Here is a 15,813-nt window from a genome sequence, read left to right on the forward strand (position 1 = left end):
TTCAAAAATACTAGTTTCAGAGAAAAGATTTTCTAGAAATGGTAATAAGTCGTTGATTAAAGGTACTTTTGGAAATATGATTTAAATCACCAATAATATCTCGAAAACAGATAATATATCTTAATATCCCAATTAGTATATCAGTAAATTCAACACCAATTTGTTGATTTTTCGATACTAAATTAGATTTGCGAATTTTAAAATTATCAAAACGATATAATGCATGAGTATTTATCTGTTCTTTTATGTTTATAGCTAAATTACGTGCTTGATACTCTTCAGAATTTTCAATGTATATGTTAGCCATGATAGATTCAAGATTACTGTAGTTCCTGAGTAATCCATATATTACTCTCTCAGGAACTTTTTCATAGATCATATCATTCACCTTAGACTTTAGTAGTGGATGAGAATGAAATTGAGACTTCATAAAAATAATCCCATTCATTTTTATGATTCCGTTTGTTTGAAGCATTGATTTAATTACTTTTATATAAATATCGTAATGTGATTTGTCATACTGTGTAAAGTGTAGCTTGAAAGAATTCTTTTTGAGCTCGTTGTTTAGCTCTTGGATTTTATTTGAGTTATAAAAGTCTACTGGAATTGAGATTACACCTATTAATGAAAGTTCATTATTCTTTTTACCAGTTTCATCAAGAAAAATATTTAAATTTTGGGTCATCAAAATATCCTCTACTTAGTATTTTATACGTTGACAATTGTTCCTGGATATGTGAACATAATTATGAAAGTATCCTTATCCATCTGGATAAAATATTTTCACTTAATTAAATAAAAAAATACGTTGCACCTGCTTCTTATCCATCTGGATAAAAACAGGTGTTCTTTTTTATATAAATATAATATCAAAAGCAATGGGGAAATGATCAATAAATATTTCCATACCTCTTGCAATTTCGTTCCTATTCATATATAGTTAGTTACATAAGTAATCAACCATATAACCGGCTGACTGTTAAGGAGCTGATCGATTGCAATTTCACTTTAACGAGTCGACACCGTTATACCAACAGATCGCCACTCAACTGGAAGAAATGATTTTTACTGGTGGCTTTGATGAGGGGAGTCAGATTCCTTCAACCACCCAGCTTTCACAACAACTTCATATTAATCCAGCAACGGTTCTTAAAGGAATGAATATCCTGGTTAATGAAGGACTAATTGAGAAACACCGTGGGCGAGGAATGTTTGTACGAACGGGAGCACGACAAAAAATTATGGAACAACGAAAAGAAAGTTTTTATAAGGATTACGTAAAGGCCCTCCTTGTAGAAGCACATAAATTGGGAATTAATAAGCAACACTTGATTGAATTGATTGAACGGGGTGAGCATGATGGAGCAATTAAAGATTAGTCACGTAACAAAGAAGTTTGGTCGTCATCTGGTCTTAGATGATGTTTCATTTACTTTAGAACCAGCAAAGATCTATGGTCTATTAGGGCGGAATGGTGCTGGTAAATCAACCTTGCTGAATATTATCAGTAACCGAATTTTCTCGACATCTGGTTCAGTTAAACTTGGTGATCAGGAAGTTAATACTGACCAAACACTTGGAAAAATTTTCTTAATTGGGGAAGATAACCTTTACTACAAGCAAGTAAAGATTAATCAGATGTTTGATCTTGCTGATGCAGCTTACGGTAACTTTGATTATAAAAATGCCGAGCGAATGTTAAAGCGTTTTTCTCTTGATGGAACCCATAAATTTGCAAAGTTATCGACGGGACAAAAGACAGTTGCCAAAGTTACTCTTGCGTTGAATGTTAATGCAGACTACATTTTCTTGGATGAGCCAGTCCTTGGGTTGGATGCAAACCATCGGGAAGTTTTCTATCAAGAATTAATTAAGTCATACCAGGCACGACCGCGAACAATTGTCCTCTCTACTCACTTAATCGATGAAATTCAACAGTTAGTTGAGCATGTGATCTTGATTGATAATCACCAGGTACTTGAAGATGCCGATGTTGAAGAATTATTAAGTAAGGCCCATGAAATCTCTGGTCCAGCAAAATTAGTTGACCAGTATACTGAAGGGTTAAATATCCTTTCAACAGAGGATCTGGGAAATATTCGGACTGCCCATGTATTTGATCAATTACCAGAAGATCGGGTAATCCCGGATCAAGTTCAAATTGGACACACTGACTTACAGCACTTATTTATTTACTTAACAAATGGGGGAGTGGATAAAAATGATTAGCCATGAACAACGATTAGTAATTACTAATGTTTTTCGCCGTCTTGGGTGGGCGTTAGCGATCGCAACCTCGTGGATTGTTGGCCTTCAATTGGTGGGTTACCTGATTGAACTATTAATTAACCACCGTTTAGATTCTTTTCTCGTTAGTTTACAGGGGATTCCGGGAACATTAATTTTTGTCTTTAACTTAGTTTTAGGATTTTATTTTCTGATTAGTGCCTACGAAGACTTTAAGTGGACAATTCAAAATGGTATTTCACGAAAGACCCTTTGGTGGGGCCGGCTTACCGCACTTTTATTAGCTAGTTGTGGTATTTGGATTATTGACGAATTATTAAGTTTATTTGATCACCCAATTACTAGTTGGCAATCGATGGGGATGCACTTATTAATTCTCTTAACAAGTGTTTTAACTCTCCAAATGATTGGGAATGGTTTTGGCTTACTTAATCGGACGTGGAAGTGGATTGTTGGTATTGGTCTGCCAATCCTCTTTATCCTCCTATTAATGCTTCTGATTCGGGCAATGTTCGGCTTAAACATTGGTTACCAATACAATGCTTGGGTTGGACCAAATAGTATTTTGTTGACGATCTTATCTTCTTCAGCAACTTGGTGGATTGTTTGGGCAATCTACATTATTATCGTTGTGACCCTTTCAAAGGTTTTCAATGATCGAATGCAGTTGCGGAGAGACTAAATTTTAACTGTTATTTAAATGGCAAAAAATATACAAATAGAGTAGATTGTTTATTAAATTAGTAATCTACTCTATTTTTTATAATTAATTTAATTGAGCAGATGTTATCATTTGCGTTAGTACGTGACTAAAGGTTAAGATAAAGGCGTATAAGTAGTGGTAAATGATCTACCAGTTGATAATTATTCTTTATAAGAAAATGAGGATTGGAGTGTTGAACGTGGTTAATAAGCAATTAATCGGGAAATTATCTGTTGTTGGTCTAGCATTATTATTAGCCGGCTGCGGTGCACAGTCAGCAAATTCTAATTCTACATCTGGTTCATCAGGCAGTTCAGCAATTGCCAATAACCAGAAAGTTAATCTTGATTCGACAAATATGCCACCACAAGAGGTTAGTAGCCTAGTAACGATTTATAGCAGTAAGAAGTACGGTGGTGATTGGGCAAAGGCTGCTCGTGGTGCAGAAAACAATGGACTCCGAACAAACCTTTATGATACTAGTGATTACAGCCTTGATAATCCGGGTGCAACCGGTGAAGATGGTTCTGGAATCCTTTATAATGCCGGTCCAGAAAAGAACTCAGCTGATGTCGCTTACACTTTGAATCAGGATGGTAGTATTAACATCTACGAGAATGTCAAGAAGGGCGAAAAAGCGAAGAAGCTTGGAACCGTTAGTCAAAATGATATGGTTTACTATATTAACCAGCATAACCAGGCAAGTCAGGTCCAAAACTTAACCAAGAAGAGTAAGGTTTACGATGAACGTTCAGGTCGGAATAATGTAGCTAACCATGAATTCGGTCGTCAAGCAGTATTCACTACACCGAAGTCCATGCGTGGTGTCTGGTATTCTGACGATGGAAATCAAGAAACGGTTCTTACTATTCGTGAACACACGATTACTGTTTCAACTAACAATAATTCAACTAAGTCTTGGTTATACAAGCAGTACCCTGACTTCCTTTCAAGCCCCGATGCACAGAATAAGACGGTTCAAGCACAAACCCAGACTTGGCAAAGTGCAAAGTACGTTAACGCTCATAACAAGAATTGGTTAAATATCCGTGGTTGGTGCGATACGCAAAACAAGGGTCAATTCTACCTTCTACATCATGAAAAGATTAATGGTAAGGAGACAACCGTATTAGTTTCTGCTAATGGTGATAATGTAACAACGGACAATGTCTTCTATACCAACCAATCAACCGCTCAAAAGCAAGCTAACCACCACTATGCCGATCTTGATTATCCCCAAAGCCCCGAAGGCGAAGATGAGGTAAATAATTAAAGAGTGTCTTCGCCCCAAAGAGTTTCCGGAAGGCTAGCAATTTCTCCTGACGAAGGCGTCTTGCGCCTAGGAAGGAGGTTGCTAGCTCTAGGAAACTCGGGCGAAGCACGTTTAGACTATGCTGCCAAGAACTATTAACTTGAGGAAACTCAGGCGAAACACATTTGAATATAAAATGGCAATCCCACGATAACCTATTTTTGGTGAATTGACCTTTAAACTAGAGTAGTACTTTTTTGATGCGGGATTTAAGGTATTAATTGGTAACGCGGGAAAATGATATTAAAAGGAACGATTATATCTTCAGCAATTACTTGCTCGTCAGGTTGATGGGTTAGTAATCGCAACTCACAACTACCAACAGCAGATCCCATCAAAATACCAACATGCCAATTGTTTCAATTGATCGGTATCTTTGAGAGACGATTCCTAATGTAAGTTCTGATAACTATGCAGGTGGTCGTTTAGCGACAGAAGAATTAATTAGACGTGGAGCAAAACACATTATTCATACTGATAGTATTGAGCGTTTTAACAAGCGAGATTATCTTCGCCAACGAGCATGCCAGGATGTGATGAAAGAGCATGGTCTAGAACCGATTACTTATAAAATTGACTTTGATAGCCGCCCTGAATTGATGAACCAGTTTTTTAACCGTATTCTTGATGAAGCACCCTGAAGTTGACGGAATATTTGCAAGCAATGATATGGATGCGATCCAATTACTCCAGGTAGCCCGTCAACGAGGAATGACTGTACCGAGTGATCTTCAAGTGATTGGGTATGATGGGGTACAACTACCCGAATTGTCCCAGAATTATCAATGGTTATGCAGCCATTAGATGAAATGGCTAAAACAGCAGTCAAACTTTTACAGAAAGAAATTAAGAGTGAGAAAGTTACGGGAAGCTATAAATTACCGGTTAAATTACGAGTTAGTTCTTCACTTAAATAAAATAACCTAGGGTAGAGTTGGCAGAGATTGGTTGATGTCGACTTTATCCTAGGTTGTTTTTGTTTATGAGGTTTGGCTATGCCGAGTTTATTTTCCTGCTGCTTTATTAATTGCGTCGATTACTGCATAGCGGAATTTATTCTTTTCGAGAGCGACTACCCCCTTAATGGTTGTGCCAGCAGGGGAGGTAACTTGGTCTCGGAGTTCAGCAGGAAGCATTTCGGAATCAAAGGCTAATTTACCGGTTCCCTTAACCATACTTGAGATTAGGCGGTAGGCTGTTTGTCGGACCATCCCGTTTTCCACTGCACCGTCACTCATGGCATCCATGAAGACATCTACAAATGCTGGACCACAACCAGCAATTACACCGACAATGCCGAGTTGTTCTTCACTGACGGGGATGACGTCTCCCAATAATTCGAGAAAGTCAATAATGCTGTTTTTCTTCTGCTCACTAATATCTTGAGGAAGGGTAAGACCAATTGTCCCGGCATTAACAGCAACCGGAGTATTAGGAATCATTACGGCAACCGTTGCGTTGACAATTTCGGCTTGTAATTTATGAAGTGGAACTCCAGCAGCTGCAGAAATAACTGTTGTAGAAGCAGGAAGCTGGCTTAATTCTTGAGCAATTTTTAGGGTGATTGGGGCTGGAGTAGTAAGGATAACAAAGTCTGGACTTGCTTTAACAACATCTTCATTATTATTGACGACGGTAAAACCAAGCTCTTGTCCTAGTTCAGTCACGCGGGGATTGTCGGGATTTTCACCGATAATTCTAAATTGTTTTGACTTAACTAGTCCCTTGATAATTGCGGAACCCATGCTACCAACACCAACGACTGCGATTGTTTGTTGATTAGTCATTATCTTGATCCTCCAATTTGACATAGTTACCGGTGATGAACTTATCGTCACCGACTTTGTACCAGGTAATTTCACCATTATCACTCATTTTACCAGTAATGGTAATTTCCTGACCATCCTTGAGTTCATCAACCTTATCTCCGTACGGTCGGTTAAAAACATCAACGGAACGATTAGGAAGGTAGTCGATAGTGGCTTTAGTTTTCTTGATTGGAATGACTGACATATTATCAACTAGCTTTGATTGAAAATCTTTATCTTCAGTCTTAAATGGGTTATCCACAATTGTCATTTTGTCGTATTTTACCCATTGATCGCTACCAATTTCGTACCAAAATTCGCCTGATTTCGTTGCAACACGGTGAAAAGCTTTCAAAACAATATCGTCCGGGAAAGGCGTACCGACTTGCATCCCGTTTGGCATATCATATACTGCAGTAACCGCATCGAGGTGAAGATACATTTCGATTGATTCTACTTCACCCCAGTTCTTATTCCGGTAATAAACGTGAATGCTATGTGGCTGATCATCAAATTTTCCGGTTAATTCACCCTCATTTTTGATAAATTGGTAACCATCGAATTGCTTCTTTTCGACAGAATATTTTTCTCCGAGAAATCCCCGTAAAAGTTGGGGGACCACCAGATTTTCTCCAGTATCAATATTTGTGTAGTAGACCCAAATTGGGTTTCCTGTTTTGAACTTATCTTCCATCCTTTTCACCCCGTCAACTATATTTACTCTTTATTATAGCATTGATAAGGTGAAACCTCTGTGATGAACAAGTTAACAAAATATAAAGTTCGGGAGAAATAATAATGGATAAAAAAGACGTCCAAGAATAGCTGAATAACCGATCTTGGACGCCTTTCATCAATAATTTAAATGTTATTTATCTGCCTTTGGTGCAGCAATAACGGTAATGTTACCATCTTTATCCAATTGTGCAGCGAGTTCGTGAGCATCATTATGATCAAGAACATAATCAGCAATTCGATCTTCGATTTGTTCTTGAATTACTCGACGGAGTGGACGAGCACCCATCTTCGGGTCATAACCCAAATCAACTAACTTTTTATCAACATCTTCTGGAACAGCAATTGATAAGTCACGATCAGCTAACATCTTATTAACGTCAGAAATCATCAGATTAACGATCTTCATTAAGTCATCCTTACTCAAAGCGTTGAATTGGACGATATCGTCAAACCGATTTAAGAATTCTGGCTTAAAGTAGTTTGTTAGCTTATCAATGATTGAATGAGTACTGCCATTTGATTCAGCACCAAAACCAACACTTGCTTGGGCGTCACCGGTACCGGCATTTGAAGTCATGATAATAATTGTATCCTTGAAACTAACTGTCCGTCCTTGTGAATCAGTTAATCGACCATCGTCAAGAATTTGCAGGAACATGTGCATTACATCTGGGTGAGCTTTTTCAACTTCATCTAGCAGGATCAAACTGTATGGGTGACGCCGAACTTGTTCAGTTAATTGTCCTGCTTCTTCATAACCAACGTAACCTGGAGCAGCACCGATTAGCTTTGAAGTAGATGTCTTGTCCATGTATTCTGACATGTCAAACCGGATCATGGCATCCTTAGAACCAAACAGTTGTTGGGCAAGTTGCTTAGCCGTTTCAGTCTTACCGACACCAGTAGGGCCAACAAAGAGGAAGCTGCCGATTGGTCGACCAGACTTGTTCAACCCAATCCGGTTCCGCCGAATTGCCCGAGCAATCTTATCAACGGCTTCCTTTTGACCAATAACGTGTTCGTCAAGCTTCTTATCAAGATCCCGAAGTTGGTTCTCTTCTTGTTCTTGTAGGTCGCCAACAGGGATGTTTGTCTTTTCTTCGACAATTTCTTGCATGTCCTTGACGGTTACCGTTGCGGAATCTTCAGTGTGGTTTTCTTCAGCTTCCTTCTTGGCCTTTTCAAGCTTACTTACTTGATCACGGTAGAAGGCAGCCTTTTCATAATCTTGATTATCTGCAGCTTGTTGTTTGTGGGCTTCTGCAGTGTGGATTTCGTTTTCAATGGCGTTCGGATCAACGTTCTTTAACGTTAAGTTCTTCCGCGACCCAGCTTCATCCATTAGGTCAATTGCCTTGTCAGGAAGGAACCGTTCTTGGATGTACCGATCGGAAAGCTTTGCAGCAGCAACAATTGCATCATCGGTGTACTTAACATGGTGGTAATCTTGGTAGCGTCCCTTAATTCCGTTAAGAATCCGAATCGTTTCTTCAACTGATGGTTCATTAACTTCCACTGGTTGGAACCGCCGTGCAAGAGCAGCGTCTTTTTCGATCTTTCGGTATTCGTTTAAGGTTGTTGCACCAAGAAGTTGGAAATCACCACGGGCAAGTGCTGGCTTTAAGACGTTTCCGGCATCCATGCCGCCTTCAGCATTACCTGCTCCCATGATTTCGTGAATTTCATCGATGAAGAGGATGATATTCTTGTTCTTCCGTACTTCTTCCATTAATTGTTGCATCCGCTTTTCAAATTGTCCGCGAATTCCGGTTCCTTGGACTAGAGAAACAACATCAAGACGGATGATTTCCTTATTAGCAAGTTTTTCTGGCACCTCACCAGAAACAATAGCAGTTGCTAATCCTTCAACAACGGCAGTCTTACCAACACCGGCTTCACCAATTAAAACTGGGTTGTTCTTTGTCCGCCGGTTAAGAATTTCGATTACTCGCTTAATTTCGCTATCACGACCAATTACTGGATCAATCTTTCCTTGACGCGCAAGATCAGTTAAATTGATCCCATATTGACCAAGAATTCCCTTGCCGCGGCCCCCATTACCGCCTTGTCGCTGGTTCTGACCATTAAAGGCTGCACCATTGCCAGCAGCTTGCTGACTTTGCATATTGTTCAGAGCGTTCATGAAGTCTTCGAGGCTTCCAAAACCGAAATTATTCATTCCGTTACCTCCATTCATCATATTTGTTTGCATATTTTGTAACTTTTGATAACAATTTTGACATAAATCGAGTTGAACCCGTTGACCATTAAGGTTCATTTGTAAATGGATCGTTGCAGGGTTTTGATGACAATTTTGACAAAGCATCGCGACAAAAAACCTCCTTATTACTAACAGATCCGGATATTGAAGAAAGGTTAATAAAAGTTTGACCTTTCTTGACTATTGGTTTTAATTATACTTACTTTTTGTTTGACTGCAAGTTAAATGAATTGTTTTAAAGAATAATTAGTTAAACTTTCTATTAAATTTTAGCACTCTTATAAGATGAATGCTAAAATAAGGATGGTGAAAAAGTCAGATATCATTTAATGAGGTGGTTAAATGACAGAAAGAGATTATCAACAAGAACTTGAAGATTTACGTTCAGGAAAAATTAACCAATTTGATGTTACTCCTGAAGAATTTCAGCTGTTTCAGCCAGTTTTTCATGCTTATCAATATCGAACGCAAATTGAAGCGGAGGCTCATCGTGGGGGAACGCTTACATATCGATTAAAAAAGCGATAATCAATCGTTGAGAGAACTTGTAATTAAGGTTTACAATTGCTAAAATAATAACAATGAAATTATCAGGGCGTAGCTACTGACAATTTGTTAATATGCTCGAAGGAGAATGATTAATTATGGAAAAACGTGATTTTACAATTACATCTGAAACAGGTATTCACGCTCGTCCAGCAACTATCCTGGTTCAAGCAGCTTCTAAGTACAATTCTGATGTTACCCTTTCATACGAAGGTAAGAGTGTTAACTTGAAGTCCATCATGGGTGTTATGTCACTTGGTGTTGGTCAAAATGCTTCAGTTACTATTACTGCTAAGGGTGACGACGAAAAGGAAGCTTTGGATGCCGTTGCTGAAACAATGAAGAAGGAAGGCTTAACAGACTAATGTCTGCACTCTTAAATGGTTTAGCGGCGAGCAATGGTATTTCGATTGCTCCTGCTTATCTATTAGTGGGACCGGATTTATCTGTTAACCAACAATATTCAGTCAATGAGAATCATGAGGTCAAACGGCTTCATGATTCTTTTGCTTTAACGCTGAATGAAGTACAAGCAATTCACCAGCATGCTCATGCAACATTGGGAAAAAGGGCAGCGGCAGTTGTCGATGACCAGCTGGCAATTTTAAAAGATCGGTCCCTTCATGCTGAAATAATTGAAAAAATTAATCAAGAACACCTTACTGCAGAATGGGCGATTAAAAAGACTGCAAATGATCGTCTTAAGGTACTTGAGAAGATGAATGATAATGATTATCTATCATCACGGGCGACAGCAATTAAGGATGTTACTAAAAGGATTCTTAGTCATTTGATGGGAGTTAAACTTCCTGATCCAACCCAACTAGATCATCGGGCAATTTTTGTTGCTCAAAATATTACTCCAACCGATACTGCTCAGTTTGATCGTCGCTTTGTTGCTGGGTTAGTAACTGATGAAGGTGGACGGACATCTCACTTTACCATTATGAGTAAGACACTGGCACTTCCTGCAGTTGTTGGTACTCAAAATGCAACTGAAGTAATTAATGATGGTGATTTACTGATCGTTGATGGGATTCACGGTAAGGTTATTGTTCGACCGTCAACAGAAGAAGTTGATCATTACCAACGACTTGCTGCCCAGTTTACGCGTGAACAACATGAATGGGGCGCACTAAAAGATGAACAAACGGTTAGTACGGACGGTCGTCATTTTAAAGTAGTAGCTAATGTGGGAACACTTGCTGATGTTGTTGATGCTCGTCAAAATGGTGCTGAAGGGATTGGCCTTGTTCGTAGTGAATTCCTTTATGCCAGGGATGACCATTTTCCTAGTGAGAATAAGCAGACTAAAGCTTACAAACAATTTCTAACCGAAATGGCAGGGCAACGGGTTGTTGTTCGGACTCTTGATATTGGTGGCGATAAAAAACTAGGAAGTCTGAATTTACCACAAGAGAACAATCCTTTTTTGGGCTTTCGGGCAATCCGAATTGGGTTAGCAAAGCCTGAAATCTTACGTCCACAGCTCCGTGCTCTTCTTCGTTCTTCCGTTTATGGACAATTGGCGATTATGTTTCCAATGATTGCAACGATTGAAGAATTCCGTCAAGCGCGACAAATCCTGGATGAAGAGCGACAACGATTAATTGATGAAGGCGTTTCAGTAGCTGATGATATTGAAGTGGGAATGATGCTTGAAATTCCTTCAAGTGCTGTAATGGCAGATGTTTTTGCCCGTGAAGTAGATTTCTTTAGTATCGGTAGTAATGATTTAATTCAGTATTTATTTGCCGCCGACCGGGGAAATTCTCAAGTTGCCTATCTCTATCAAGAACTACACCCAGCGGTTTTGCGCTTGGTAAAGCAGGTGATTGATGCTGCCCATGCAGAAGGGAAATGGGTTAGTATGTGTGGTGAAATGGCGGGTAATCCACTAGCAACGCCGTTATTAATGGCAATGGGACTTGATGAATTTTCTATGAATAGCAGTAATATTTTGCATATTCGTTCTCTAATTAACCAGCTTAATACTCGCCAATTACAGCCATTAGTACATAAAGCAATTAATGCTGCAACAGCGGCAGAAGTTGAACAAATGATTCGTCAAGAAGTTCCACAGATCCTTAAATAATTTCTTAAGTGACTTTAATATTTTCGGAAATAACTTGTCCCTAGCAGCTGATCAGTCTACAATTGTTGAGATGCTATTTTGCGGATCGTTAGATGCTTTTGTATAATGATCATGCACTTGTGTTGAAATGAGATTAAATAAAAAGGAGCAGTTGGCTTGAAGATTGGTCTTTTTACAGATACATATTTTCCCCAGGTAAGTGGGGTTGCGACGTCAATTAAGACGCTCCGTGATGAACTGATTGCTCAGGGACATCAGGTCTATATCTTTACCACTACGGATCCAAAGGCAAAACACGATGACGAGGAGAACGGGATCTATCGTTTTCCAAGCATTCCGTTTGTATCATTTACGGATCGTCGAATTGCAGTAAGAGGGGCTTTTCGTGCTATTAAAATTGCGGAGAAGCTCCAACTTGATGTTGTTCATAATCAGACTGAATTTTCATTAGGAGTAATGGGGAAAGTTGTTGCCCGTCACCTTAATATTCCGTGTCTTCATACTTACCACACAATGTACCAGGATTACCTTCATTATATTGCAAATGGTCATATCCTGAAGCCAAAAGATGTGGGTAAGTTAGCTCACCTTTACCTTCACAACATTTCAGGGGTGGTAGCACCAAGCGAGCGGGTATTAGAAACAATGCGTGCCTATAAGGTTGATGCGCCAATTCGGATTATTCCTACAGGGATTAATTTGCGAGTATATGGCCAACGTGACTCTGTAGAAGCACAGAATAAATTACGTGCTAAGTGGGGATATCAGCCCGATACTCCGTTACTCTTGTCATTAAGTCGGCTTGCATTTGAAAAAAATATTCATACGTTAATTGAAGCAATGCCGGATATTTTGGCGAAAAAGCCGGATGCACAGCTACTGATTGTGGGGGATGGTCCCGCAAGAGAGACTTTGGAACGGCAAGTCCGTCAACTCCATTTAACGGATCATATTCAGTTTGCGGGACAGATATCTAATGACGATGTACACCATTATTATCAAATGGCGGATGTCTTTGTTTCTGCCTCTGATTCAGAGTCACAAGGGTTAACATATGATGAGGCTCTAGCATCTGATTTGCCAATTGTTGTAATGCGGAGTGTTTATACTGACAAATTAATTGATGATCCAGCAATTGGGGTTAGCTTCCAAAAGCGGATCGATCTCGTTAATGGTGTTCTTCACTACCTCAATACTCCACGCTCACCAGAAGAACAGGATAAGCGGGATGCAAAACTTCACGAGATTTCAGCTGAAGTATTTGCACACCGAATTTTAAAGTTCTATCGGGATTGCCAGGCAACAATGGCTAAAGAACAAGCTGAACAACAAAAGGGTACGTTTCGGAATCTTTTTCATCGATCGAGGAGTTAAGCAATGTTAAAAATTACCATGTTTTCGTCTGCCGATAAGGTTGCCGGACAAGGGGTCGGTAGTGCTTACTTGGAACTAATTCATCTTTTAAAAACGCGCTTTGCCGATCAATTCGACATTACAATTAACCAATACCGTAAAAGTCAGATCAGTCATTATCACACGATTGATCTGCCCTTTTATTTATCCACCTTTTCTAAAAAACGGGGACGAAAAATTGGCTATGTTCACTTTCTTCCTGAAACTTTAGAGGGGAGTTTAAAGATCCCCCAACCGTTTCGGGGGATCTTTTATCGGTATGTAATTGCTTTTTATAAGCGGATGGATCACCTTGTTGTAGTTAATCCGTCCTTTATTGATAAACTGGTTGCTTATGGAATTCCTCGTGATCATGTTACCTATATTCCAAATTTTGTTGATTCTGACAACTTCTTTCAGGTTGATGAGTCAACGCGGAAGAAGTACCGAAAAAAGTACCACTTACCGGAGGATAAGTTTGTTGTTTTTGGGAGTGGCCAGATTCAGGAACGGAAAGGTGTTCCTGATTTTATTAAATTAGCTAAGCAGAATCCGGATATTCAATTTGTATGGGCCGGTGGCTTTTCGTTTGGTCGCTTAACTGATGGTTATAGTGAATTAAAAAAAGTTGTTGATAATCCACCAGCTAATTTACTCTTTACGGGAATCATTAGTCGAAAGCAAATTGCAGAATTAAATAATGCAGCGGATTTATTTCTGTTGCCGTCGTTTAATGAGTTATTCCCGATGTCTGTACTGGAGGCATTTAGTTGTGGGACTCCTGTAATGCTTCGCGATCTTGATTTGTATCATTCAATTATTGATGGTGACTATGAACCAGCGAAGGATGTGGGTGAGATGCAAACTAAATTGGTAGAGCTTACCCATAATCATAAGCAACTCCAATACTTACAAAAGCGGGCTATCGAAGCTTCTAAGCGGTACTCGAAAGATCACCTTGCAAAAGTTTGGGATCGCTTTTACCGTCAACAAGCGAAGGAGGCCAATTAATGAGTCGACGTAATTGGGGAGTTCTATGTATAATGCTCCTAATTGGCGCTGGGATTTTTATCTATGCTTTACGAGATATTAATCTTCGTGTTCTTGTCCAAGAATTTAATACGATTAACTGGGGATGGATGCTTGTTGCGGTTATTTGTATTTGTCTTTACCTAGGCCTAGAAGGGGTCGTGGTAAAGATTTTTATGAAGGATCGTTACCCTGATTTTACCTGGAAGGATTCACTTCGCTTGCCTTTAATTGAACAACTTTTTAATGGAATTACTCCATTTTCAACTGGTGGGCAACCTGCTCAATTAGTGGCCATGATTCAATCGGGGGTAGACGGGGGAATTGCAAGTTCAGTTCTCCTGATGAAGTTTGTTGTTTTTCAAGCAATGATTGTAGTTAATTTTTTGATATCACTACTAATTGGTTTTCAATACATTGAAGAGAAACTTCATGCATTAGCATTATTAGTTGTTTTCGGCTTTACAATTCACCTTGCTGTTATTGTCGGGCTATTAATGGTAATGTATTGGTACCACTTTACTAAAAAAGCTGCTAATTTAGTTATCAAGCCGTTAGCGTTATTTATGAAAGCTGAACGGTATGAAAAAGTGAAACTTCTACTAAATGAGAAGATTGATTCCTTCTATCAGGAAAGTTTAAAGATGAAAAAAGAATACGGTAAATTAGCAAAAGTCTGTGTTGTGACAATTGCTCAACTTTTTTTCTATTACATCATTCCTTATTTCATTTTACTTTCTTTAGGGGTACACCATATCAATTTTATTATGGTAGTTAGTCTTCACGTGTTAATCTTCATGGTGATCTCACTATTCCCAATTCCTGGAGGAGCAGGTGGGGCAGAATATAGTTTTTCTGTTTTATTCGCTAGCTTTGTTAATTCAAATACCAAGTTAGTCTTAGCAATGCTTCTTTGGAGACTTTTAACATATTACTTTGGGATGCTTGCCGGAATAATTGCATTAATTGTTAAACCAAATCGAGTTCAACATTGCAAATAATTTAAGTGTAACTGCATGACAATTTTTTGCCATGCAGTTATTCTTTAATAATAAACAAAGGAGAAGAGCAAGATGAAATCTTCAAACCTAGAAAAAGTTATTAAACGACTTCAGGCAATGACAATAGATAGGACAGCTAATAGACAAAAAAGGATCTTTGAACAATTTGGTATTCCACTTTGTGAGGTTACTTATATTCGTTCGAGTGATGAATTTGTCTTTGCTCGTTACCGACCACGTGAACGTTTTCGTTTTGACGACATTGATTTAGTTGCAATTGAAGTTTTTAATTGTTTATACGATTTTAAACATACTTTTTAAATTTCCTATTGACGTAAGCAAAAGAACAATGTATATTAGTTACCGTTGTCTGTGAGACAGCAGAATTAATTTACGATACTTGTAAATTAATTTGAAATAATATGTTGACATCATCTTGGTGTCATGATATATTATTTAAGCTGTTTGTTGAGGTCAATGCTTCAGATTTAACTAAATAAATTAATTTGAAATTAGTTATTGACATTGAAACAAGTATGTGATATAATAATAAATGTTGTTTAACCGTTTAGTTAAACAAGGTAGACCTTTGAAAACTGAACAAAGTTTCGACGAATCAAATGTGTAGGGTCTTCAATCATTATGATTTGAAGCAAAAACATTTGCGAAGTCAATTCGCTTAATTAATTTGAATTAGAGCTATTCAAGTTCTTATATTTTA

Annotated in this window: 16 protein-coding genes; 12 read left to right on the top strand and 4 right to left on the bottom strand. The window is 38.5% G+C overall.

The genetic code is table 11. From position 1 onward, the window contains the following. Positions 1-16 precede the first annotated feature (16 nt). Positions 17-685 (bottom strand): hypothetical protein, encoded by a 669-nt coding sequence (locus tag NFR46_RS06720; protein WP_251575835.1) that lies wholly within the window; start codon positions 683-685, stop codon positions 17-19. A gap of 310 nt (positions 686-995) precedes the next feature. Here NFR46_RS06720 and NFR46_RS06725 point away from each other — a divergent pair, with 310 nt between their 5' ends. The 5 genes from NFR46_RS06725 to NFR46_RS06745 all read left to right on the top strand — a co-directional run bounded on the left by NFR46_RS06725 (position 996) and on the right by NFR46_RS06745 (position 5,066). Continuing rightward, a complete protein-coding gene (locus NFR46_RS06725) occupies positions 996-1,379 on the top strand; it encodes a GntR family transcriptional regulator (RefSeq protein WP_251575837.1) in 384 nt (127 codons plus the stop codon). Continuing rightward, positions 1,360-2,229, top strand: a complete 870-nt coding sequence (locus tag NFR46_RS06730) for an ATP-binding cassette domain-containing protein (protein WP_420908593.1) — start codon at positions 1,360-1,362, stop codon at positions 2,227-2,229. Before NFR46_RS06725 ends, NFR46_RS06730 begins: the two co-directional genes overlap by 20 nt. After that, positions 2,222-2,929: a hypothetical protein gene (locus NFR46_RS06735; RefSeq protein WP_251575841.1), complete on the top strand. Its 708-nt coding sequence runs from the start codon at positions 2,222-2,224 to the stop codon at positions 2,927-2,929. Before NFR46_RS06730 ends, NFR46_RS06735 begins: the two co-directional genes overlap by 8 nt. A 199-nt stretch (positions 2,930-3,128) precedes the next feature. Then, positions 3,129-4,223, top strand: a complete 1,095-nt coding sequence (locus NFR46_RS06740; protein WP_251575843.1) for a hypothetical protein — start codon at positions 3,129-3,131, stop codon at positions 4,221-4,223. A gap of 666 nt (positions 4,224-4,889) precedes the next feature. Then, entirely contained in the window at positions 4,890-5,066 is a 177-nt protein-coding gene (locus NFR46_RS06745; protein WP_251575846.1) for a substrate-binding domain-containing protein, read from the top strand. 200 nt (positions 5,067-5,266) lie between these two features. Here NFR46_RS06745 and proC read toward each other — a convergent pair whose 3' ends face one another. From proC to NFR46_RS06760, 3 genes are all read right to left on the bottom strand, one after another. Beyond that, positions 5,267-6,049 (bottom strand): pyrroline-5-carboxylate reductase, encoded by a 783-nt coding sequence (gene proC, locus NFR46_RS06750; protein WP_251575848.1) that lies wholly within the window; start codon positions 6,047-6,049, stop codon positions 5,267-5,269. After that, positions 6,042-6,764, bottom strand: a complete 723-nt coding sequence (locus NFR46_RS06755; RefSeq protein ID WP_251575850.1) for a MucBP domain-containing protein — start codon at positions 6,762-6,764, stop codon at positions 6,042-6,044. The genes proC and NFR46_RS06755 overlap by 8 nt, the downstream gene beginning before the upstream one ends. A 174-nt stretch (positions 6,765-6,938) precedes the next feature. Continuing rightward, entirely contained in the window at positions 6,939-9,134 is a 2,196-nt protein-coding gene (locus NFR46_RS06760) for an ATP-dependent Clp protease ATP-binding subunit (protein ID WP_251575852.1), read from the bottom strand. A 237-nt stretch (positions 9,135-9,371) separates the two neighbouring features. Between NFR46_RS06760 and NFR46_RS06765 the strand changes: the two genes are divergently transcribed. The 7 genes from NFR46_RS06765 to NFR46_RS06795 all read left to right on the top strand — a co-directional run bounded on the left by NFR46_RS06765 (position 9,372) and on the right by NFR46_RS06795 (position 15,413). Beyond that, positions 9,372-9,557: a hypothetical protein gene (locus NFR46_RS06765; RefSeq protein ID WP_251575853.1), complete on the top strand. Its 186-nt coding sequence runs from the start codon at positions 9,372-9,374 to the stop codon at positions 9,555-9,557. Between the two features lie 116 nt (positions 9,558-9,673). Continuing rightward, the gene (locus tag NFR46_RS06770; protein WP_003716808.1) at positions 9,674-9,940 is read left to right on the top strand and encodes a phosphocarrier protein HPr; all 267 of its coding nucleotides are present in this window, start codon (positions 9,674-9,676) and stop codon (positions 9,938-9,940) included. After that, positions 9,940-11,670: a phosphoenolpyruvate--protein phosphotransferase gene (ptsP, locus tag NFR46_RS06775; RefSeq protein ID WP_251575855.1), complete on the top strand. Its 1,731-nt coding sequence runs from the start codon at positions 9,940-9,942 to the stop codon at positions 11,668-11,670. The genes NFR46_RS06770 and ptsP overlap by 1 nt, the downstream gene beginning before the upstream one ends. Before the next feature lie 156 nt (positions 11,671-11,826). After that, on the top strand, positions 11,827-13,044 hold the full coding sequence (locus NFR46_RS06780; RefSeq protein WP_251575857.1) for a glycosyltransferase family 4 protein: 1,218 nt from the start codon (positions 11,827-11,829) through the stop codon (positions 13,042-13,044). A gap of 3 nt (positions 13,045-13,047) precedes the next feature. Then, positions 13,048-14,073: a glycosyltransferase family 4 protein gene (locus NFR46_RS06785; RefSeq protein ID WP_251575859.1), complete on the top strand. Its 1,026-nt coding sequence runs from the start codon at positions 13,048-13,050 to the stop codon at positions 14,071-14,073. Further along, positions 14,073-15,092: a lysylphosphatidylglycerol synthase transmembrane domain-containing protein gene (locus tag NFR46_RS06790; protein WP_251575861.1), complete on the top strand. Its 1,020-nt coding sequence runs from the start codon at positions 14,073-14,075 to the stop codon at positions 15,090-15,092. Before NFR46_RS06785 ends, NFR46_RS06790 begins: the two co-directional genes overlap by 1 nt. A gap of 72 nt (positions 15,093-15,164) precedes the next feature. After that, positions 15,165-15,413 (top strand): DUF1797 family protein, encoded by a 249-nt coding sequence (locus tag NFR46_RS06795; RefSeq protein ID WP_251575863.1) that lies wholly within the window; start codon positions 15,165-15,167, stop codon positions 15,411-15,413. The last annotated feature ends 400 nt before the right edge of the window (positions 15,414-15,813 follow it).

Origin of the sequence: Limosilactobacillus agrestimuris (assembly GCF_943193105.1) — a bacterium.
In the GTDB taxonomy this organism is placed as follows: Bacteria; Bacillota; Bacilli; order Lactobacillales; family Lactobacillaceae; genus Limosilactobacillus; species Limosilactobacillus agrestimuris.

Coding starts and splice junctions, on each gene's coding strand:
- NFR46_RS06790 (WP_251575861.1), top strand. CDS start 14,073: ATGAGTCGACGTAATTGGGGAGTTCTATGTATAATGCTCCTAATTGGC.
- proC (WP_251575848.1), bottom strand. CDS start 6,049: ATGACTAATCAACAAACAATCGCAGTCGTTGGTGTTGGTAGCATGGGT.
- NFR46_RS06740 (WP_251575843.1), top strand. CDS start 3,129: ATGAGGATTGGAGTGTTGAACGTGGTTAATAAGCAATTAATCGGGAAA.
- NFR46_RS06760 (WP_251575852.1), bottom strand. CDS start 9,134: ATGCTTTGTCAAAATTGTCATCAAAACCCTGCAACGATCCATTTACAA.
- NFR46_RS06745 (WP_251575846.1), top strand. CDS start 4,890: ATGAAGCACCCTGAAGTTGACGGAATATTTGCAAGCAATGATATGGAT.
- NFR46_RS06730 (WP_420908593.1), top strand. CDS start 1,360: ATGGAGCAATTAAAGATTAGTCACGTAACAAAGAAGTTTGGTCGTCAT.
- NFR46_RS06720 (WP_251575835.1), bottom strand. CDS start 685: ATGACCCAAAATTTAAATATTTTTCTTGATGAAACTGGTAAAAAGAAT.
- NFR46_RS06785 (WP_251575859.1), top strand. CDS start 13,048: ATGTTAAAAATTACCATGTTTTCGTCTGCCGATAAGGTTGCCGGACAA.
- NFR46_RS06765 (WP_251575853.1), top strand. CDS start 9,372: ATGACAGAAAGAGATTATCAACAAGAACTTGAAGATTTACGTTCAGGA.
- NFR46_RS06755 (WP_251575850.1), bottom strand. CDS start 6,764: ATGGAAGATAAGTTCAAAACAGGAAACCCAATTTGGGTCTACTACACA.
- ptsP (WP_251575855.1), top strand. CDS start 9,940: ATGTCTGCACTCTTAAATGGTTTAGCGGCGAGCAATGGTATTTCGATT.
- NFR46_RS06735 (WP_251575841.1), top strand. CDS start 2,222: ATGATTAGCCATGAACAACGATTAGTAATTACTAATGTTTTTCGCCGT.
- NFR46_RS06795 (WP_251575863.1), top strand. CDS start 15,165: ATGAAATCTTCAAACCTAGAAAAAGTTATTAAACGACTTCAGGCAATG.
- NFR46_RS06770 (WP_003716808.1), top strand. CDS start 9,674: ATGGAAAAACGTGATTTTACAATTACATCTGAAACAGGTATTCACGCT.